The sequence below is a fragment of the Mycobacterium sp. IDUB_24 genome (genome assembly GCF_055419385.1).
In genome coordinates this window covers 333,166-353,382 of the sequence record NZ_JBVAXO010000001.1, presented here as the reverse complement: position 1 = coordinate 353,382, position 20,217 = coordinate 333,166, and the positions used below count along the sequence as shown (strand labels likewise).

Annotated in this window: 20 protein-coding genes and 4 tRNA genes; 16 read left to right on the top strand and 8 right to left on the bottom strand. The window is 67.1% G+C overall.

Annotation, left to right across the window (positions count from 1 at the left end):
• Positions 1-101 precede the first annotated feature (101 nt).
• The 5 genes from ACZYZF_RS01770 to ACZYZF_RS01750 all read left to right on the top strand — a co-directional run bounded on the left by ACZYZF_RS01770 (position 102) and on the right by ACZYZF_RS01750 (position 1,387).
• Positions 102-512: a hypothetical protein gene (locus ACZYZF_RS01770; protein WP_463745634.1), complete on the top strand. Its 411-nt coding sequence runs from the start codon at positions 102-104 to the stop codon at positions 510-512.
• 109 nt (positions 513-621) lie between these two features.
• A tRNA-Gly gene (locus tag ACZYZF_RS01765) sits at positions 622-694 on the top strand.
• Positions 695-725: 31 nt separating this feature from the next.
• Positions 726-799, top strand: a tRNA-Cys gene (locus ACZYZF_RS01760).
• 17 nt (positions 800-816) lie between these two features.
• A tRNA-Val gene (locus ACZYZF_RS01755) sits at positions 817-891 on the top strand.
• A gap of 169 nt (positions 892-1,060) precedes the next feature.
• Positions 1,061-1,387 (top strand): hypothetical protein, encoded by a 327-nt coding sequence (locus ACZYZF_RS01750; protein WP_463745976.1) that lies wholly within the window; start codon positions 1,061-1,063, stop codon positions 1,385-1,387.
• Positions 1,388-1,451: 64 nt separating this feature from the next.
• Here ACZYZF_RS01750 and ACZYZF_RS01745 read toward each other — a convergent pair whose 3' ends face one another.
• On the bottom strand, positions 1,452-3,161 hold the full coding sequence (locus ACZYZF_RS01745; RefSeq protein ID WP_463745633.1) for a serine/threonine-protein kinase: 1,710 nt from the start codon (positions 3,159-3,161) through the stop codon (positions 1,452-1,454).
• A gap of 182 nt (positions 3,162-3,343) precedes the next feature.
• Between ACZYZF_RS01745 and ACZYZF_RS01740 the strand changes: the two genes are divergently transcribed.
• Positions 3,344-3,416: transfer RNA gene (locus ACZYZF_RS01740), tRNA-Gly, on the top strand.
• Positions 3,417-3,427: 11 nt separating this feature from the next.
• Here the strand turns inward: ACZYZF_RS01740 and ACZYZF_RS01735 are convergent.
• The gene (locus tag ACZYZF_RS01735; RefSeq protein ID WP_463745632.1) at positions 3,428-3,880 is read right to left on the bottom strand and encodes a hypothetical protein; all 453 of its coding nucleotides are present in this window, start codon (positions 3,878-3,880) and stop codon (positions 3,428-3,430) included.
• Positions 3,881-3,918: 38 nt separating this feature from the next.
• Positions 3,919-5,556 (bottom strand): alpha/beta hydrolase, encoded by a 1,638-nt coding sequence (locus ACZYZF_RS01730; RefSeq protein ID WP_463781822.1) that lies wholly within the window; start codon positions 5,554-5,556, stop codon positions 3,919-3,921.
• 160 nt (positions 5,557-5,716) lie between these two features.
• On the opposite strand from ACZYZF_RS01730, the gene ACZYZF_RS01725 reads away from it, so the two are divergent.
• From ACZYZF_RS01725 to ACZYZF_RS01710, 4 genes are all read left to right on the top strand, one after another.
• Positions 5,717-6,283: a TetR/AcrR family transcriptional regulator gene (locus tag ACZYZF_RS01725; RefSeq protein WP_463745630.1), complete on the top strand. Its 567-nt coding sequence runs from the start codon at positions 5,717-5,719 to the stop codon at positions 6,281-6,283.
• Positions 6,284-6,374: 91 nt separating this feature from the next.
• Complete coding sequence (locus ACZYZF_RS01720; RefSeq protein WP_463745629.1) at positions 6,375-7,028, top strand: biliverdin-producing heme oxygenase; 654 nt, start codon at positions 6,375-6,377, stop codon at positions 7,026-7,028.
• A 224-nt stretch (positions 7,029-7,252) separates the two neighbouring features.
• The gene (locus ACZYZF_RS01715) at positions 7,253-8,851 is read left to right on the top strand and encodes a PPE domain-containing protein (RefSeq protein WP_463745628.1); all 1,599 of its coding nucleotides are present in this window, start codon (positions 7,253-7,255) and stop codon (positions 8,849-8,851) included.
• A gap of 118 nt (positions 8,852-8,969) precedes the next feature.
• On the top strand, positions 8,970-9,779 hold the full coding sequence (locus ACZYZF_RS01710; protein ID WP_463745627.1) for a hypothetical protein: 810 nt from the start codon (positions 8,970-8,972) through the stop codon (positions 9,777-9,779).
• Here the strand turns inward: ACZYZF_RS01710 and ACZYZF_RS01705 are convergent.
• On the bottom strand, positions 9,776-10,834 hold the full coding sequence (locus ACZYZF_RS01705) for a 3-deoxy-7-phosphoheptulonate synthase (protein ID WP_463745626.1): 1,059 nt from the start codon (positions 10,832-10,834) through the stop codon (positions 9,776-9,778). The two genes, ACZYZF_RS01710 and ACZYZF_RS01705, sit on opposite strands and share 4 nt — an antisense overlap.
• A gap of 269 nt (positions 10,835-11,103) precedes the next feature.
• Here ACZYZF_RS01705 and ACZYZF_RS01700 point away from each other — a divergent pair, with 269 nt between their 5' ends.
• Entirely contained in the window at positions 11,104-12,051 is a 948-nt protein-coding gene (locus ACZYZF_RS01700; protein ID WP_463834363.1) for a LysR family transcriptional regulator, read from the top strand.
• 64 nt (positions 12,052-12,115) lie between these two features.
• Here ACZYZF_RS01700 and ACZYZF_RS01695 read toward each other — a convergent pair whose 3' ends face one another.
• Positions 12,116-13,249, bottom strand: coding sequence for a TDT family transporter (locus tag ACZYZF_RS01695; RefSeq protein WP_463834362.1), 1,134 nt, complete (start codon positions 13,247-13,249; stop codon positions 12,116-12,118).
• A gap of 67 nt (positions 13,250-13,316) precedes the next feature.
• Complete coding sequence (locus ACZYZF_RS01690) at positions 13,317-14,570, bottom strand: CynX/NimT family MFS transporter (RefSeq protein WP_463834360.1); 1,254 nt, start codon at positions 14,568-14,570, stop codon at positions 13,317-13,319.
• A gap of 47 nt (positions 14,571-14,617) precedes the next feature.
• On the opposite strand from ACZYZF_RS01690, the gene ACZYZF_RS01685 reads away from it, so the two are divergent.
• On the top strand, positions 14,618-15,280 hold the full coding sequence (locus ACZYZF_RS01685; protein ID WP_463745622.1) for a FadR/GntR family transcriptional regulator: 663 nt from the start codon (positions 14,618-14,620) through the stop codon (positions 15,278-15,280).
• Positions 15,281-15,291: 11 nt separating this feature from the next.
• On the opposite strand, the gene ACZYZF_RS01680 is transcribed toward ACZYZF_RS01685, so the two are convergent.
• Positions 15,292-16,635, bottom strand: coding sequence for a sensor histidine kinase (locus ACZYZF_RS01680; RefSeq protein WP_463745975.1), 1,344 nt, complete (start codon positions 16,633-16,635; stop codon positions 15,292-15,294).
• Between the two features lie 166 nt (positions 16,636-16,801).
• Between ACZYZF_RS01680 and ACZYZF_RS01675 the strand changes: the two genes are divergently transcribed.
• Genes ACZYZF_RS01675 through ACZYZF_RS01660 form a run of 4 tightly spaced genes read left to right on the top strand, consistent with a single transcriptional unit; the run spans position 16,802 to position 19,155 of the window.
• Positions 16,802-17,548 (top strand): Clp protease N-terminal domain-containing protein, encoded by a 747-nt coding sequence (locus ACZYZF_RS01675; RefSeq protein WP_463834359.1) that lies wholly within the window; start codon positions 16,802-16,804, stop codon positions 17,546-17,548.
• 39 nt (positions 17,549-17,587) lie between these two features.
• Positions 17,588-18,013 carry a PPOX class F420-dependent oxidoreductase gene (locus ACZYZF_RS01670; protein ID WP_463745620.1) on the top strand — a complete coding sequence of 142 codons (426 nt, stop codon included), beginning with the start codon at positions 17,588-17,590 and terminating at the stop codon, positions 18,011-18,013.
• A gap of 46 nt (positions 18,014-18,059) precedes the next feature.
• Positions 18,060-18,593 (top strand): hypothetical protein, encoded by a 534-nt coding sequence (locus ACZYZF_RS01665; protein ID WP_463745619.1) that lies wholly within the window; start codon positions 18,060-18,062, stop codon positions 18,591-18,593.
• A gap of 28 nt (positions 18,594-18,621) precedes the next feature.
• Entirely contained in the window at positions 18,622-19,155 is a 534-nt protein-coding gene (locus ACZYZF_RS01660) for a GNAT family N-acetyltransferase (protein ID WP_463834357.1), read from the top strand.
• On the opposite strand, the gene zapE is transcribed toward ACZYZF_RS01660, so the two are convergent.
• Positions 19,152-20,189, bottom strand: a complete 1,038-nt coding sequence (zapE, locus tag ACZYZF_RS01655) for a cell division protein ZapE (protein WP_463834355.1) — start codon at positions 20,187-20,189, stop codon at positions 19,152-19,154. The two genes, ACZYZF_RS01660 and zapE, sit on opposite strands and share 4 nt — an antisense overlap.
• Positions 20,190-20,217: the final 28 nt, after the last annotated feature.

Below are 20,217 nucleotides of genomic sequence, written 5' to 3'. Positions count from 1 at the left end.
CACCCGTCATGGTTCACCTGCAGGTCCGCTGGCCGGCGGTCGGCGGCGCCGTTTTTGCTGCTAGTGCACTGTTTTCGGGCTGCCACAGCGCCCCAGACCCCATGACAGATCGAGTTCCGGCCGTAACGCCCAACATCCAGAGCGTCGCCGACCTGGTGAACCGGCAGGTCACGGGGCCGACCGGCTTCAGCTCACCCTCGGGCAACGTGCGGTGCCACCTTGATGCCACGACGGCGCGCTGCGACATCGCCGAACGTAACTGGGCCCCACCACTGCGACCGGCCAGCTGTGCGTTCGACTACGGCCACGGGATCACGCTCAGCCCGGGGCGTCCCGCGCAATTCGTCTGCGCCGGCGACACCACGCCGAGTGCGGGTGTCCAACTGGGCTACCGAGACTCGATCACCGCCGGCACGCTCCGCTGCGAGAGCGCTGGGACCGGCATCACATGTGTCGACACCAAGACCCGCCATGGATTCACCCTCTCGCAGGCGGCTTATCACCTGTTCTGAAACACCGTTTTTGGCCGCACGTTGCCCGCTCGTAATGGGGATTTGTGTCTGCGCACTTCGGTGGACTAATGTTCTGCATCGCGACGGGCGACGATCTCGCTCGTGGCGCGCGGATGTAGCGCAGTTGGTAGCGCATCACCTTGCCAAGGTGAGGGTCGCGGGTTCGAATCCCGTCATCCGCTCGAAGGTGCGATTTGTGGCATCAACCCCATTGGTGGAGTGGCCGAGTGGTGAGGCAACGGCCTGCAAAGCCGTGCACACGGGTTCGATTCCCGTCTCCACCTCCAAGAAAGAGATTCAACCCGCGCGATTAGCTCAGCGGGAGAGCGCTTCCCTGACACGGAAGAGGTCACTGGTTCAATCCCAGTATCGCGCACCATATCTTCGCAGGTCAGGCCCGGTATTCCGGGCCTTTCTTGTTTGTCTGCACAAGTTCGACTTCCCTGCAGCCCTCGATAATTCGCGAACACACAGACTGATGGGCCGACGTCATACGCGATGGCATCTCGTTCGATCACCTTCGAACATATGATCGATATGTGGGTGACATGCAGGCGATCGGCTACGGCGGGCAACCCGTCCGTGACGCGTTCCGCGTCGTACGGCCACCCGCGCCCGTCCTGGTCGATCTGGTCGCTCTGTTCCCCCGCGAACCACACCTCACGGGCCGCTACCACCCGCTGGGGATCCAGATGAACAAAGTTGTCGAAGGCACGTTGACCTGCTGGGCGCTGTGTGAACAAGGCCAATGGTGGGGCCTCGTCACGTACCCCATTCGCTTTGGCGCGAACGAGAAGACAGTGACCCACTGGATCCCCGCATGGACACTCAAGCCTTATGAGGGACCGGGGGCAAGAGCGTCGGCCAGCACGTAAGTAGCACCCGGGCGGCGCTTTTCGGCAGAGCGGCTGAATTCCTGTTGCCGCCCGGCCCCGGCATCTACGCCGGCGGGAGTGGCGGAGCGGCGGGTGGCATGGGGTTCGGCAAGATCGCGCCGATCGCCGGCGGCGGCGCCAACGGAGGGGCGGCCGGCAGCGGTGGCGGAGGCGGCGCAAGCGGCGGTGGCGGGCCAGCCGGTACCGGCGGGGGCAATTGAGGAGCGGGTGGCGGCAATTCGGCGACCGCGGCAGGGTCGGCGACCGGGTTGCCGGGTGGAACATCCTCGAGCCGGGTGGCACGAACGGGCACGGTGATCACCGCGCCTTGCAACCCGCACTCGTTGGATTGGATGGTGGTGGTTTGAGCGCCGGCCAGCCCGCCGTCCGGCTGCGGCGTCAATGCCAACGCCGTGTCCATTGCCTGCGCCTGGCCGGCGTTCGGCGCCTCGCAGGGCAGTGAACCCCGCCCCGGATCGCCCAACCAGGAATTGTTGACGAAGCGGAACACGGCCGTCATGCCGCCGCCCTCGAGGTAGGGGACGGCATGGTTGGTGCTGTCCATACGCGTCGACGTCGCAACACATCCCGAGGGTTTGCACGTCGATCGGGAAGCCCACCAGTAGCTTGCGATTTGATTGCCGGCCGCCGGCCACGGATTGCCGTTGAGGGTCGCGTGGGGGTTGTCGTAGTCGAGTCGGTAGAGGCCGTCGAAGACCGGACTGCTGGGCGCCGGGGTCGCCACCGCGTTCGTGGCGCTCGCAACGGCTGTGCTCGGCGGCGGGCTCGCCTGCTCACTCGCTGCGGCGTCGGCGGACGGCCAGAGCTGCCACATGCCGACGCCGGCGATGACACAGACGGCGGCGGTCACCGCGATGGGCACCCAGCCTGGTTTCTGAGGTAACCGAAACTCGGGCGCGGGCGTCGGGGCGGCCGGCGCAGGCACCAAAGTCAACGCGGGCAACGGGGTTTCATCGGCCAGGGCATGTGCGAACGCACCGCAGCTGGCGAACCGGTCAGCCGGGTTCTTGGCCAGAGCTTTGGCCAGCACGGGGTCGAGATCGGCCAACTCGGGCCGGATCTCGGCCAACGCCGGCGGCTTGGAGTTGACGTGGCGGCTGACCACGACGGCGGGATTGGCGTGGGCGAACAGTTGCGTACCGGTCAATAGGTGGTACGCGGTGCAGGCCAGGGCGTACTGGTCTGCACGGCCGTCGACGTCCTCCCCCATCAGCTGTTCGGGTGCGCGGTAGCCGGGCCCGTCCTCGGCCCGGAGGTCGCGAGCGATACCAAGACCGACCAGAACGGCGCACGACTCGGCATCACCCTCGATGTCGGTGAGGATGATGTTGGCCGGCCCGACGTCGCGATGCAGCAAACCGTGCTTGTGTGCGTAGTCGAGCGCCCCGGCCACCGCGATGACGATGCGGAAAACCTGCTCGCGCGGCAAGCCGTTCGGGTACCGCTGATCGAGGAGACCCGCGAGATCCGCGCCATCGACGAAGTCCGTCGATATCCAGAACTGACCGTCGTGTTCCCCGCGACCACGAACCCTGGCGATGATCGGGTGCCACAACGTGGCGGCCCCATCCGCCTCGCGGTGAAACCGCTCCCGGTAGCCGGGCTCGGTGCACCAGTCCTCGGGCAGCACCGTCAACACCTCACGGCCACCACGCCTGGGATGCTGGGCGAGGTAGACCTCCCCCGTCCCACCTGACTCCAGCGGTCGAACGATCCGGAACACGGAGAACGTCTCACCGACGTTGAGCGGCATCCAGGAATCCTACGAACTGCCCTCCGACGCCTGCCGCCGGCATCCCTATCACCGAGGTCCTCGGCGCGGTGCGCACTTTTCTCCTTGCCCCACAATGCAAGTCAGACCGACGAATTTGTGCCTGCGCGCATCGGTGGGCTAGTGTTCGGCTTCGCGACGGGCGACGATCTCGCTCGTGGCGCGCGGATGTAGCGCAGTTGGTAGCGCATCACCTTGCCAAGGTGAGGGTCGCGGGTTCGAATCCCGTCATCCGCTCAAAGGTGCGATCAACGCTTGACCGCGTACCGCTCGGTCGTCCATCGGCCCAGCTCTGTGCGCCACGTCAGCTCAACCTCGGTGTCGCCTGCAGCGGCCAACACAACACCCAGGCTGACGGAGTCCCCCGGACCCACCGAACTCACGGTCTTTTCGGCCGACCCGGAGGAATTCGACGTCTTGGCTGTGACCGAGCGAGCCTTGTCACGTCCGGTGTTCTGCACTCGCATGACACCGTCTTCGGCCCAGTCGACGCGCCATGCGACGAACGATTTCTCCGTACCCAGCTCGCGACCGCGCGCAGCCTCCTCCATCGCCTGTCCGACGAGGATCCCGAGCTGAGCCTGGTTCACGCGAATCCGCTTGGCGAGCACTTCGTTGCGCCACGCAACAGCACCGATCGCGAGCAAGACCGGCCAGAACAAAAACACCACACCGATGACCCACCCGAACAGTCCATCCACGGATGCGCAGCCTATGCGAAGTCCGCCGGACAATTGGGTCACTCGGGCAGCGCGGCCCCCACGATCGCGTCCTGGATCCGCTGGGTCAGCGCCGGGTCCCATCCGCGCGGTGCCAGGATGTCGACCCACAGGTCAGCGGCATCCGGACCGAAGGCATGTCCGTACCCGTAGGGCACGTCGGCGGAGAAAATCATGTCGAGCGTCACCTGCCAGAAGGTGACCAACGGCAGCCACCGCATCCCCGGGTCCACATCGGGTCCCAGCGGTTCCCGCAACCAGTCCGGGCGGTGCAGCAACAGGTCGAACGACCACCACGTGATCGGATCGCTGGCGTGCTGCCAGAACACCACGCGCGGAAAATCCCAGGGTCCAGCCAGATTCACATCAGAGGTCCGGGAGGCAAAGCGGATGTGGCGGCCTCCGTCGATCACCGGGAGGCGTTCGGGCGAGCCGGGGTCCCGGCTGGCGGTGAGCCTGCCCCACGGCTGCGCGAAGTTGGGCGTTCCCACCAACAACGCGCCATCGGTGCGGCTGACGATATCGGCGCCGGAGGCGAACGCCGACTGGCCGCCGAAGGAACCCAGGCTCTCACCGAACACAACCAGTTTCGGCCGCTTGGCTTCCGGCAGCGCTGCCCAAACCCGGTGCACCGCTTCGAACAACGCCTGGCCGGCCAAGGACGGAGTCTCCCGGTCGGCGATGAAGGAGAGCGCGCTCGGCAGGAACGAATACTGCATGGACGCGATCGCGGTGTCCCCGCCGTTGACGTATTCGAGGGCAGCCGCCACGTTCGGGTTCACCCAGCCCCGCCCGGTGGTGGTCACCACGGCCAGCACCTTGCGCTCGAAGGCATGTGTACGACGTAGTTCGGCGACCACCTGCGCGGCGATGCCCTCGACGCTGTCGGAGGAGGTGCGTCCGGCGTACACCCGGATCGGGGTACGCGCCGGGGCGCCCGTGACCTTCGAGATCTGTTCGGCGCCAGGTCCGTCGGCCACGAACGTACGGCCTTCGCGCCCCAGGGTGTCCCACGCCTGCGCCGAGGCCGGCGAACCCGAGCGTTCGGGCGCGGTCGGCCGCACCACTCCCTGCGCCGTGGTCTTGTCGGCCACTTTGGCCGAACGTTCAGCCATGCTCAGCAGGCCGCGATGTAGCGCTCCGTCGAGCCCCATCACCACCAGCGCCACCACGACCACCACCGCGGCCAACCGAGCCACCGGGCCGGGTACGACCCGGCCGCCGAGATCGGTCAAACGATTGGTGGCCCACCGTAATCCACGCCCGGCAGCCACGAGCGCCAGCGCAATCGCCAGGGCGAGGAACAGCACCACGATGTAGAACGACCGCTCAGCACGCGGCATACCGATCAGGTCGCGCAGGATCTGCTGCCACCACGACCCGAGCACCAGAAACGTCGGGACGACCACGACGGCGGCACCGGCCAGCGTCCACCACCCGATCCGTCGGGTGCGCGAGGACCATGGCGGACTGATGCCGCAACGCCGCACCACCCACGCCGTCGCGCACCCCAGCCCGTATCCGATCCCGACGCTGATGCCCGTCGCGACCCCCTGCAGATACCAGGCCCGCGGCAGCAGTGACGGGCTCATCGACCAGGCGAAGAACAGCAGCGCGACCGACAATCCGACCGGATGCAGGGCGCGAGCGGCGGTCACCACGCGCCCACGGAGGGGAAAATCCCGCAGGGCACGCAGCACGAAGTACCGCCCTTCGATTGGTTGGGGTATCGAGACTGTAGTGGACCACCCGGGCACCGCCCGGCAGCTAAGCCTGGACTAACAGAATCCGCTGGCAGAGCCGGCGTTAGAGTCGAGCGTGCCCAGGATCAGCGCCTCATCGGTCGAAGAACACCGCGAGCTGGTCCAACAGCGCATCTTCGAGGCTTTCGCGGCACTGATGGCCGACCACAGCTTCGACGCGATCACGATGGCCAAGCTCGCGGCCGAGGCCGGGATCGGGCGGACGGCCATCTATCACCACTTCCCCGACAAGGAATCGGTGGTGATCGCGTTCGCCTCGCATGAGACGACCCGTTACCTCGACGGATTGCGGGCCGTCCTGTCCGAGGTCGACGACCCCGCCGAGCGTCTGAAGGTCTACATCCGTCACCAGCTGGAGGCCGGGCAGGAATTCCACATGGGCATGGGCATGCAGCTCTACGGTGCGTTGTCGACCGAGACCATGCTGGCCATCCGCGACCACGTGGTCGCCGTCGAGGACGTGCTGCGCGAGATCCTGTCCCAGGGCGTGGCTTCCGGGCAGTTCGCCATCGACGACGAGGCCGCCACGATGTCGCTGATTCATGCGTGCCTGGCGCCACGCCACCTTCCGGTGACGGCCATCGAGCAGTTTGTCCTGCGCGCACTGTCCGCGAAAACGTAGGACCCCACGCCGCGCGACCCGGTGCTAGGTTTCCTGACAGATTGTCGGCATGATGTTGACAACCTGTCGTTAAAACACCTGGAGCCAGAGTATGCCGAGCGCCGTTGCCCCCGAGACCGTCCGATCGCTGTCCGTCGCGATGCGCGAGGACTCGCGAAGCGAACACGCCGCCGCCGAGCAGTCGTCGTTCATGTCGGAGTTGCTCAACGGGCGGCTCAACAGCCAGGGCTACGTCGACTATCTGCTGCGACTGCGCGCGGTCTATCGCACGTTGGAGGACACGGTCCGGGCCCGGCGGACCGACCCCGTCATCGGCGCTTTCCACGACCCGATGCTGGAACGGTCGGGCACCATCGAGGCCGACCTCGACCATTGGGCACCGGACTCAGCACGCGAAGTCTCCTCCCCCGCCGCCCAGGCCTACTGCACCCGGATCGCCGAATCTGCTTGGGGTGGCGCCCTTCTGGCCCACCACTACACCCGCTACCTCGGTGACCTGTCGGGCGGCCAGGCCATCGGACGGGTGCTCGACCGGTCCTTCGACCTAGAGGGCGCCGGCCTGTCCTTCTACGAATTTCCGATGCGCCCCAAGCCGTACAAGGATGCCTACCGGGCCCGCCTCGACGGCCTCGACCTCGATCAGGACGACATCGACCGCGTCGTCGATGAGGTCAAGGTGGCCTTCGCGCTGAACCAGGCGTTGTTCGACGAACTCACCGCCAACCTGCCCGCTTACCGCCGCTGATCTCGCCCGCCCCAAATTGACGATTACGGCAAGTACATAGCAAGTTCATACCCCAAATCGGCAAAAGTTAGCTTATGCTAACCATACTTAGCCACCGGGGGGCAAAGCGATCGAGAGGAGAACCGGGCCACCTGCACGCACTGCCCGGACAATGCGATGACTATCTGCACCCCCATCCCCACTTCGGCAAACGACGCCACTTCGCCCGTCTTCGGTGGTCTGCGATGACCGCCCCGGTGTGGATGGCGCTGCCACCCGAAGTGCATTCAGCGCTGCTCAGCAGTGGTCCTGGCGCCGGACCACTGCTGGCGGCGGCGGGGGCATGGAGCTCGCTGAGTACCGAATACTCCTCGGCTGCAACCGAATTAACTACATTAGTGGGCGCCGTGCAGGCCGGGGCGTGGGAAGGTGCCAGCGCCGAGCGGTACACGGCGGCACACCTCCCCTACCTGGCCTGGCTGGGCGCCTCGAGTGCAAGTAGCGCACGGGTGGCCGCCCAGATCGAGACCGCGGCGGCCTCGTACACCGCCGCCCTGGCGGCCATGCCGACACTGGCGGAGCTGGCCGCCAATCGCGCGACCCTCGGTGTGCTGGTGGCCACCAACTTCTTCGGGATCAACACCGTACCCATCGCGGTCAATGAGGCCGACTACGTCCGGATGTGGATTCAGGCCGCGACCACGATGACCGTCTACCAGTCGTCCACCGAGGTTGCGGTGGCGACCGCACCGCCGTCCACGGCGGCACCGGTACTGCTCGCACCGGGGGTTGGGGAAGCAGGTTCCGCATCGGCCACGATGATGCAGTCTGCCGCCGTGGCCCGGGCCGGCGAATCGGGCTCTTCCCTCAGCTTGAGCGACGTGATCAGTTCGTACGAGGAGTTCATCGAGTGGATCAAAGCCAACGACCCGATCGGGAACTGGCTGGCCGGGCAATCTGAGCACTTCTACGGAATGTACGACCAGCTCAGGCAATTCATTCTCGAGCCTTGGCGAATCCCGCAGGTCCTCGCCGAGATCATCGCCGATCCGTCCTTGTTGTTCAGCACATATATCAACGTGTTCTTCCTCGGTGCCTACACGGCAGTGTTCGCCGTACTGGGCACCCCGCTGTACGCCGCGGCGGTCGCCGCGGCCTCCCCGGCGATGCTCGGCCTGCTCGGGATCGTGGGGCTGGCACAGGCTTACGACATTCCGATCGACACGCCCACCGAGGCGGCCACCCCCGCCGAGCAACCCGCGGTCGCCGCGCTTCCCGGCTCCTCGGCACCGGCATCGGTGGCTGCGGGCGCCGCACCAACGACGGCGCCTACCTCGGCGCCTGCCGCCCCTGCACCGTCAACTCCCACTCCGATGCCCGCCGGGGCCGAGACCGCCCTCTATGCCGTGCCGGGCGGGGGCGCAGGATTCGGATTCGGCTCGACGTCGAAATACAGCGCCACTGCCCAGGCCTCGGACTCCGTCGGGGCCTCTGCGGCAGCCGCGGCGACCGCCGCCGCCATCAACAAGCGAAGGGCTCAGGCCCGCAAGCGGCGCGCGGGGACAGCAAAGGACCGCGGTTACCGCTATGAGTTCATGACGGCCGACGGTGCCACTGCCGCAGCGCCGCCCGAGCAGCCCGTCACCACGAGCGCCTCCGACAGCGGCGCCGGAAACCTCGGATTCACCGGCACCGCAGTGAAGTCCACCGTTGCCGAACCGGCCGGCATGACCACGTTGGCCGACGACACCTTCGGAAACGGCACCACGATCCCGATGATGCCGGGAAGCTGGCAGGTCGACACCGGCACGCCACTGGGAGCCGACCGCGAAGGCGATGCCTAACCGATCCATGTTGAGGCTGTGAACAATTCGTGAGAACCGGCGGAATCAGCCGTCCACGGGGCGCGATACTCCGGAGCTCACGGCAATACTGGTGATTCCGGGAAGTAGGGAGCACCACGTGACCAGTGACATCACCCAGTCCTCCACGTGGGAGAGCACGCTCCCACACTTCTCCGCCATCGAGAAGCACGGTCGCATCACGGTGCCGATCACCAAACCGTCGGAGACACTGCGATTCTTCGCCGTGCTCACCTTCATCCTGTGGATTCCGGTCGCCGTCGGAGCGGCTTTCTGGTTTCACAGCATGCAGACTCACAATCCGTCGACGTGGGTGGGCGTCGCCTCGATCGTCGGTTCGTTTCTCCCCGCCATCCTCGCGAGCATCGTCGCCGACGAGGCCCGCGATACGTTTGGGCAACGCAGGACCGGCAATTGGATCGCATGGATACCAGCCTTGTCCGGTGCCGCAGTCGGGTTGCTCGGCGCCGCGATCTGGTTCAGAGATTTCACCGGCGGGGTGCTGGCGGTGGTCAGCGTGGTGTGCTCGGCCGGCGCGGCGATCGCCACAATCGCGGCGTGGCGGGGCGTCCGGTACACCCGTCGCCGCCAGGACCGGTTGGCGGCGCTGCGCCGGCACGGTGTGCGTTCGCCGGGTGTACTGCGCAACGTGAAATTCCTGAACCGCTGGACCGGCGACGAGCCCGAATTCACCGTCACCGTCGCATTCGAGGGTTCGACCGGACGGCGGACGGTGATCGCGAACATGGTCGCCAATCACGCTCGCGTTCCGCTGGCGGGGTCACGCCTCGTCGTCTTCGGTGCGCCGCACGACACCGGCGACGACGTCCTCATCGAACTCGACCCCACTGATCCGCCCCACTTCGACCGTGATCCCAGCGGCCGGTACCGCAAGCCGACCGGGAATTAGCCCTCGCGCTTGGCCAGCTCTCGCAGCACCAGGTCGGTTGCGTCCCAATCCATGCACTTGTCGGTGACCGACTGGCCGTAGGTGAGCGGCCGGGCCTCGGGCGACTGCGCACCGGCGACCAGGAAGCTCTCCAGCATCACACCACTGATCGGCAGCCCGTCGCGCACCAGCTGGGCCACTTCCGCGGCCACCGATGCCTGGCGGACATGATCCTTACCGGAATTGGCATGGCTGCAATCGATCACAACCCGACCGGGCAGCCCGGCGCCGGTCAGCTTGGCGGCGGCCTCGGCCACTGCGTCGGCCCCGTAGTTGGGTCCGTCGGTTCCACCGCGCAGGATGACGTGGCAGTCCTCGTTGCCTTCGGTGCTCACCACAGCGCCACGGCCCAGATCATCCATGCCGAAGAAAACATGCTCGGCGGCAGCGGCTTTCACCCCGTCGACCGCGACCTGGATGTTGCCGTCGGTACCGTTCTTGAACCCGACCGGCATCGACAGGCCCGATGCCAACTGGCGGTGCACCTGAGACTCGGTGGTCCGGGCCCCGATGGCCCCCCACGCCACGGCATCGGCAATGTACTGCGGGCTGGTCGGTTCCAGGAACTCGCACCCGACGGGCAGGCCGATGTCGATGATGTCGAGCAGCAGTTGACGGGCGATACGCAGCCCGCGGGCCACATCGAAGGTGCCGTCCATTCCCGGATCGTTGATCAGGCCCTTCCAGCCGATGGTGGTGCGCGGCTTCTCGAAGTACACCCGCATCACGATCTTGAGCCGGTCTTTGAGCTCATCGGCCACCTTCACCAGGCGGCTGGCGTACTCCAGCGCGGCCGCCGGGTCGTGTACCGAACACGGGCCGACGACGACCAGCAGGCGGTCGTCACGACCGGCCAGGATGTCAGCGATCTCATCGCGGTCGCGGGCCACCCGCTCCGCACGGCGCTCCCCCAGCGGGAATTCGGTCAACACATCGTGCGGGCTGGGTATCGCGCTGAAACTGCGGACCCGACGGTCGGATGTGGCGGGGGCTTTGGCGATCTGCGCCAAGTTCATCTTCAGGTGCCTTCCTGGTGGTGGGCACCTGGCAAAGGTTCCGGCGCCCTGTAACGACGAAAGGCAGCGACCGATGGTCACTGCCTGGGCTCCGGGTGGATGCGTGCTTAGTGCTGCGCTTTATCGGCTCCGCCCGGAGCCTCGATAAAGCGCCAATAGCTGGCACACACACCGATAGTCACGTCGGCCAGGCTACACCACGTCCCGTGCAGCGCCACAACCGGTGCGTTCACAACCGCGAATTGTGACCACGCCCTACGATCCTGGGCATGCCGCTCAGCCCCCGGATGCCCGAGCTGGCAGCGTTCGAAGTGCTGCTGGCAATCGCGCGGGCCGGCAGCCTCGGAGCAGCCGGACGTGAGCTGGGTCTCACCCAGCAGGCGGTATCCGCGCGGCTGGCGTCGATCGAATCGCAGACCGGGGTGCGGCTGGTACAGCGCAGCCCGCGTGGATCCCAACTCACCGCGGCCGGCGCGGTGGTCGCCGAGTGGGCCGACCAATTGCTCGACGTCGCAGGGCGGGTGGATGCCGGGCTGGCCTCGCTGCGCACCGAGAGCCACGGTCGCGTCACCGTCGCGGCCAGCCTCACCATCGCCGAACAACTCATGCCACGCTGGCTGGTATCGCTGCAGGCCGATGCGGCACGCCGCGGCGCGCGCACACCCGAGGTCATCCTTACCGCCGCCAACAGCGATCAGGTGATCGCTTCCGTACAAGGCGGTTCGGCCGACCTCGGATTCATCGAATCACCCGGCGCACCAACCGGACTGCACAGCCGGGTGATCGCCCATGACGAGCTGGTCACCGTCGTGCCCCCGGATCACAAGTGGGCGCGCCGATCGGCGCCGGTCAGCCCCGACGAGCTCAACGAAACCCCGCTGGTATCGCGCGAAACCGGTTCGGGAACAAGGGATGCCCTCAGTTCTGCGCTGCGCGCCGCACTGGGACCGTCGAGCAGCCAGGCCGACCCCGCGATCGAATTGTCCTCGGCAACCGCGATGCGCGCCGCGGTGCTGGCCGGCGCCGGGCCGGCGGTGATGAGCCGGCTGGCCGTCGAGGACGATCTCATCCTGGGCCGGCTACGTGAGGTGCCCGTGGCCGGGCTGGACCTGCGCCGCGAGTTGCGCGCCATCTGGTCGGGAGGCCGCACTCCGCCGGCGGGTGCGGTGCGAGATCTGCTCAGTCACATCGCGTCGCATCAGTACCGCCGAGAGTGACGCAAAGGTTCGATCCCGGAACGATTTACGACATCTGCGTCACACTCGACGCAGCTGTGAACGGTCAGCCGCGCAGGAGCCGGCCCGACCGCACACCACGCAATGTGTTGGTGGCAACGGTTCCCCAGGCGCCCAGCAGCACCACGTACAGCACGACGGCGAGCCAGGAGATCACTACCGCACCGGTGGCCGCACCCAGAGCAGACGCACCCGTGACGCAGGTTCCGACCGGGAAGGTGAAGCTCCACCAGGTCAGGCTGAATGACAGTCCACGGCGCGCACCGTGCACCGTGAGTGCCGTCGCGAGGCAGAACACGAACGCACCGAAGCCACCCATCACCAGGCCGTACACGACGCCGAAGGCGTGCAGCGCGGACACCGTGGCCGCATCGGTGAGCACCGACCCGGCATGGGACGCCAGCAGATTGGCCGCGGTGATCGACTGGCCGACAACGCCGAGCACGATCCACACCGTGGGAATCGCCTGCACCTGACTGAAGCCGCCGTGCATGAGCCGCGAATACACCATGGTGGTGGTGATCAGGCCGGCCAGCAGGCTCAACCCGAACATCCCGTAACAGGCCACCAGCAAGGTCATCCCCGCCTGCCCGGGCCCGAGGTGCGACAGCAGCAGGGCACCGGTGGAGGCCGAGACCATGGGCGAGACCACCGGCATCATCCAGGCCGGCACCGCCTCCACATCGGTGTGATCTTCACGGGTGATCATCGCGAACGGAAGCCACAGGCTGACAACCAATCCCAGCACCGTGCCGGCGATCCACAGCGCCACGTCGAGGGCCAGCGCCGCGGACGGGCCGATGACGCCCGGTCCGAACAGCAGCGCGCCCGCTCCGACGGTCAGCAGCGCCATGGCCGGCGCGCCGTAGAACTGCCCCACCACCTCGTGGGCGGCATAGGCTTTCGCCTGTTCCCGGTGCCGGATCCAGTGCATGGCAAACGCCACGGTCAGGATCACCAGCACGATAGCGGCGAGAATCCATACCGCAGTGGCAAATTCGTGCAGTCCCGGCAGGTGCAGCGGCAGCGTGGCCGCGGCCGTCGCAACGATTCCGGTGCCCATGACCGACGCGAACCAGTTCGGCGTGATGTGACGGAAGGCCGAACCGGCGCCGTCCAGTTCGGCCAGCAGGGCGGTGTGGAACGGCCTCGGCGCGATGTAGGTGGTCACCTCACCCATGCTGGTGGCTGCGACCGATCACCGGTAGGCACCACAACGTTGTGGCGTCACAAATCGAGCTTGTGACTCACACGTATCGGTTCCGGCCGGCCAGCGCACCCGCCACCATTTGCACCAGGTAGATGACGAGCACCATGGCAAACGGCGCCATCCAGCCGGCGGTCATATCGTGAAGCAACCCGAACGAGAACGGACCCACGCCCGCCAGCAGATAGCCGAAGCCCTGCGCCATCCCGGACAGCCGCGCGGTGTCCTCGGCGTTGCGCGCGCGCAGAGCAATCACCGTGAGCGCCAACGAGAACACGCTCATCCCGATGCCCACGAAGAAGCTCCACAGCAGCGGCGCCGCGCCGGGATCGACGAGCAGACCGATCATGCCGATCATGCCGACCACACCGAGCCCCACGATCCAGCCACTCTGGTTCTTCTGCTTGGCCGCCAGCGGCGGAACGATCAGGCTGATCGGCACGGCCAGGATGGACACCAACCCGAGCAGCAGGCCGGCGTCGGTTTTCGCGACCCCGCTGTCGATGAACACCTCGGGCAGCCAGCCCATGATGATGTAGGCCAGGAACGACTGGCAGCCGAAGAACAACGTGATGGTCCACGCCAACGGACTGCGCAGCAGTGAGCGACCGGCCGTCCCCGCCGCGGCCGCTTCGGTGCGGGCCGTGCTGATTCCCCGCGCGCCGATCAGCCAGAACAGCAGCGCAAGAATGGCGACCAGGGCCCAGGAGCCCAACGCCCCCCGCCAGCCGCCGAGCAGCGGCTCCAGCGGCGGGGTGACCGCTGAACCCAGCGCTCCACCGCCCTGCAGTGCCGCGGTGTAGACACCGGTCATCAGACCGATCTGGGCCGGGAACGAACCCTTGATCACGACCGGGATCAGGACATTGACCAGCGCGATACCGCCGGTGGCCACCAGCGTTCCGCCGATCACCACGTACGGTCCGTCCAACACGCGGACGACGAGGCCGATGCTCAGGATTACCAGGGCAACCGAGATCGCCCGGCCCAATCCGATCCGCCGTGCCAGCCACGGCGCGGTCAGGCCCGCGGCGGCGAAGCACAGCCCGGGCAGCGTGGTCAGCACGCCGGCCCAGACGGCCGAGGCGCCGAGCGACTCACGCATCTCGCCGAGAACCGGTCCGATGCTGGTGATCGCCGGGCGCAGGTTCAGCGCAGTCAGGACCACCGCAACGACCAGCAGCGCACCGCCCGCCGCCATCTGGGCGGGGCGGACCTCTACGGCACCGTCGAGCTCGAGCTCCAGATCATGCTCGTAACTGTTCGGGGTTTTGTTGCGCAGGGTCCTACTCACCCGGTTATGATGCCATACATCCTATGATTGGATGAAAGGATTTTAGAGTGCCGCTCGCCACAACGCGACGCACGGGCCTGGTCGACCAGGTGATCGAGCAACTGCGCACCCTGGTCACCTCGGGCGAATGGCCGGTCGACAGCCGCATCCCCACCGAGTCCGAACTGGTGGAAGCCCTCGGCGTCGGGCGCAACACGGTGCGCGAGGCGGTCCGAGCCCTGGCCCACAACGGCATCTTCGAAGTACGACAGGGCGACGGCACCTACGTGCGTGCTACCAGCGAGGTATCCGCAGCCTTGCGCCGACTGTGCGGATCCGAACTGCGCGACGTGCTTCAGGTCCGACGCTGCCTCGAGGTGGAGGGGGCCCGGCTGGCCGCCGTCGCCCGCACCGAAGAGGACCTGACCGAGCTGCGTGCCCACCTGGCCCACACCGACACCACTGACCACGCACGATTCACCCACTCCGACACCGAATTCCACCTGGCCGTCGTGCGCGCGTCGCACAATCCGGTACTCATCGAGATCTACCGCGGACTCCTGGAGGCGATCACCGCCAGCGTCGCGACGGCAAGCGCGGGCCCCGGCGGGATGTTCCCGCATGACGATCTGGTCGAAGCGATCGCCGACGGCGATGTCGACCGTGCCGGGCGGGAGGCCGCAGGGTTCCTCGATGAACTCCTGGAACGGGCTCCGGCTCAGGGCCGCTGAACACCCCTGACTCAGAAGGGCGCATCCTCCACCCGCGCCCGGGTCAACGGCAGTTGGAGCAACAACCGCGCACCCCCCAGCGGGCTCTCGGTCAAAGCAGCTGTGCCCCCGTGCAATTCGGCTTGTTGAGCGACCAGCGCCAGGCCCAGTCCGGATCCCGACCGCGATGCCGTCGATCCGCGGGCGAACCGCTCGAACACCTCGGCCCGCTCAGCCTCGGGCACCCCGGACCCGTTGTCGTCCACCACGATCTGCACATCATCGGCCGAACTGACTGCGCTGAGTCGGATTTCGGTGGCCCCACCGTGCTTGACGGCGTTGGCGATGGCGTTGTCGATCACCAACCGCAGACCCGCGGGCATACCCAGCATCAGCACCGTCGGCGAGGGCATCAGCGTGGTCCGCAAGCCCGGATAGGTCCGCAGAGCGTCGTGCGCCGCGCGGTCGAGCAACTCCGTGACATCCATCGGCACGAAATCCTCGACCGTGGTCAACTCCCCCTGAGCCAGCCGCTCCAGGGCGGTCAGGGTGCCTTCGATGCGGCTCTGCGTGCGCATGACGTCCCCGATCACCTCCTGGCGCTGGTCGTCGGTCATATCCAGGGTCGAAAGCACTTCCAGGTTGGTGCGCATCGCGGTGAGCGGGGTCCGCAGCTCGTGGGAAGCCACTGCGGCGAAATCGCGAGCCGATTCGAGTGCGGCCTTGGTGCGCTCCTGCTCGTTGCCGATGCGCGCGAGCATGCCCTCGACCGCCTCGGCGATCTCCACCGCCTCACGCACACCGCGCACCTGCACCTCGTCCGGTTTGGACTGGGCATTGATGGCGCGGGCCTGTTGAGCCAGCAGGCGGAACGGCGTGATCATCACCAACGAGATCATCCAACCGACCACGATGGTGCTGCCGATCACGCCGCCACAGATCAGCAACACCCGCAGGTGCAGTTCATCGATCCGGCGCTGCGTCTCGGCCAGCGGCGCCCCCAGGGCGATGGTCGCCGGGCCCGCCGTGAACGTCCGCACGCGGTACTCGACCCCGTCGATGGTGGTGTTGGTGTAACCGTTCTCCAGCTTCGGCAGGACGATGTCGCTGGGTACCGAGACGCTCACGCCGCCGATGTGCGCGGTGCGGACCAGACCGCCATCGTCGGGCATGGCCTTGTCCGCCGACCCCTGCTTCGTGGCGGTCAGCAGCGTGCTGACATCACCGAGACTGCTCAGTGAATCCAGACGCCGGTCCAGCTGGCTGTACTGGTCGTTGGTGACGCCGATCCACACCCAGGTACCGAGGGTGATGACGGTGACCACCACCGACAACGCGCCCACGATGACGATCGTGCGCAACGACAGCACGCGCATCACCGGCCGCAGCACGGGCCGCAGCAGCGCAAGCACGCGATCTTCGAGATTCACCGGCGCTATCTTGCCCGATCCGCGCGGGCCGGCGTCCCCAGCATCGTGCCACCGACGAAATCAGCGTCAACTCACGGTTGACGATGGTCAACCGTCAACCTACAGTTGACGCATGAGCAAACCCGTCACCATCTCCAACCCCGTCCGCCTCGACGACCTCATCGGTGCGATCAAGAAGGCTCATACCGAACCGCTCGAGCAGTTGATCGACGCCGTGATCGCCGCCGACGCCCTCGGCGAGATCGCCGACCACCTGATCGGTCATTTCGTCGACCAGGCCCGGCGCTCGGGCGCCTCCTGGACCGACATCGGCACAGCCATGGGCGTCACCAAACAGGCAGCCCAGAAGCGGTTCGTGCCAAAGGTTCCCGATTTCGACCCGGCCACACTCGACCCCAACGCCGGTTTCGGCCGGTTCACCCCGCGAGCCCGCAATGTCGTCGTGGTCTCCCAGAACACCGCGCACGGAGCCGGCAACGCCGAGATCACCCCCGAGCACCTGCTGCTGGCACTGTTCGCCGAACCCGACGGACTCGCCGCCAAACTCCTTGCCAACCAAGGCATCACCGCCGAAACCGCCCGGGCAGCCATCACGCTCCCCCCGCCCGCGGGGACTGTCCCGGCTCTGATCCCGTTCAATGCGGGTGCCAAGAAGGCGCTCGAACTGACATTCCGCCAAGCACTTCGACTCGGCCACAACTACATCGGCACCGAGCACATCCTGCTCGCCCTGGCCGAGGCCGAAGGCGAAGACGGCCCACTGCACCGGCTCGGCGCCGACCCCGACCGGTTCGAGACCGAGCTGACCGCGGCCCTGGCACAGTTCACCACCGCCAGTCAGGACAACACCGAGGACTGAGCGGGGAATGAAACCGCCGGCGCAACCGTAGAACCTGACGTGTTACTCAACGACGCCGCACGCGATTTCATCGGCGCAGGGGCCGACGCCACGCTCGTGACCCTGAACCCGGACGGCAGCCCGCAGGTCACCCTGGTCTGGGTGGCGCTGCAGTCCACCCCGGACGGCGACGAGCTCGTCACCGCGCACCTGGCCGAACACAAAAAGGTCCGTAACGTCCGCCGGGACCCACGTGTCGCCCTGACGATCGTCGATCCGGGTCGGGTGGGCGAGGCGATGCGCCCGTACCTGTCGATCACCGGCACCGCCCGCGTCGTCGAGGGCGGCGCACCGGAACTCCTCAGGGGACTCGCGCAGATCCTGGCCGCCCCCGGCGTTCCGTTCCCACCCGAGGACGCGCCGCCCGGTTGGCTCACCCGCATCCGGATCGACAAGGTCGGCGGCGTCGGTCCCTGGGTGTCCTGAGCCCATCCGGCTGTAACACGTTTCAGTCTGTGCGATCATGCCTGGCATGCCTCGCTGGTTTGCGCTCATGTTCACGGCCTTGGTGGTGGCGGCCACCGCCCTGGTTACCCCGACGGCGGCCTCGGCCGAAAGCACACCGATCGGCAACATCGGCGACACGCTGCGCGTCGAGACCGCCAACGGCATCGTCGCCGACGTCACCGTGCACGACGTGCTCGCCAGCGACGTACCGCCCGGCTGGGGCTGGAACGGTTCGCCGCGGTGGCGCGCGCAGGGCGGCCCGTGGCGGGCTCCGATCACGGTGACCACCGTCGCGGCACCCAACCCGTACGCGATGGCGCTGGCGTTCACGTTCAACGGCGTCACGCCCTACGCCGACGCGTATGCGCCCAAACACACCGATGCGCCCAACCGACTCGAAGCAGCACTGCGCAACGCACCGCCTGGTGCCACCGTCAACGGCGACGTCTACTGGGACGTCTACCGGGCACTGGTCACCAACGTGGTGTTGACCGACACCAAGACCGGCGCACACCTGGCGCAGTGGAATCTGTGGCAGCCGGGCGCGCCCCTGCCCTGATAACCGACGAGCGCTCGCGCGAGGACCCATGGAGATAGCGCGTGCCACGGCGAGCGACCTCGCGGAACTCGCCGCGGTCGCGGCCGCCACTTTTCCACTGGCCTGTCCCCCCTCGGTGACACCGGACAACATCGCCGCATTCATCGCTGAAACCCTGTCCGAGGAACACTTCGGCGACTACCTCACCGATCCGAACCGGATCGTGCTGGTGGCCCGCGACACCTCGATCACCGGCTACGCCATGCTGATTCACGGTGTTCCCGAGGACGCCGATGTGCAGCGGGCGGTGAGGCAACGCCCCGCGCTCGAACTGTCCAAGCTCTACGTGCTGCCCGATCGCCACGGCGGCGGTGCGGCCCGGGCCCTGATGGCCGAGATCCTGCAGACCGCCGCCGATTCCGGCGTCGGCTGTGTATGGCTGGGGGTCAACCAGGAGAACCGGCGTGCCCTGCGCTTCTACGCCAAGAACGGTTTCACCGTCAGCGGCACCAAGTCCTTCCGGCTCGGGACCGGTGTGGAGAACGACTACGTGATGGTGCGGCCGGTCGCACCGCCGAACTAGGCCGTCTTCTGCGCGGCGGCGGTCAACGCCAGCAGGCGCGAGGTAGCCCGCAGGTACTTCTTCCGGAAACCGCCGGCCATCATCTCCGGGCTGAAGATGGTGTCCAGCTTGGTCCCTGACGCCAGCACCGGGATGCCCGCGTCGTAGAGCCGGTCGGTCAGCGCCACCAACCGCAGCGCCACGCTCTGATCCTCGATCGGGTGCACCCCGGTGATGAAGACCTCGGTGACACCCTCGATCAGCGCGTGATAGCGCGACGGATGCATGGTTGCCAGATGCGCACACAGCACGTCGAAGTCGTCGAGGGTCGCGGCGGTGACACCATCGGCCCGCTGCGCCACGTCCTCGTCGGACAACGGCTCGGGGGCCGGCGGCAGGTCACGATGCCGGTAGTCGGGGCCCTCGATCCGGACGGTGGTGAAGATCTGGGCCAGCGTGTTGATCTCGCGCAAGAAGTCCTGGGCGGCGAACCGGCCCTCACCCAGCTGCTCGGGCAGTGTGTTCGAGGTGGCCGCGATCGACACGCCGCGCTCCACCAACGCCGAGAGCAACCGCGAGATCAACGTGGTGTTGCCCGGGTCGTCGAGCTCGAACTCGTCGATGCACACCACCGAGTAGTCGGAGAGCAGGTCGATGCACTCGTTGTAACCGAACACACCGGCCAGCTGGGTCAGCTCCCCGAAGGTGGCGAACGCGGTCGGGGCATCGCCCTGCGACAGCGTGTAATACGTGGAGGCCAGCAGGTGGGTCTTGCCGACACCGAACCCACCGTCCAGGTACAGGCCAACCCCGGGCAGCACCTCACGCTTGCCGAACAGCTTCTTCTTTCCGGCCCGCCGAACTGCGGCCTGTTCACAGAAACTGCGGCAGGATTGCACCGCCGCGGCCTGGGACGGTTCGGCCGGATCAGGGCGGTAACTGTCGTAGCTGACGTCGGCGAACGTCGGCGGCGGAATCAACTGTGCGACCAACCGCTCCGGCGTGACGGTGGGATGACGATCGGCGAGATGAGCGACGCCGCTGGACCCGTGCATTCAGGCAGCGTAACGACGTGCTCCAATT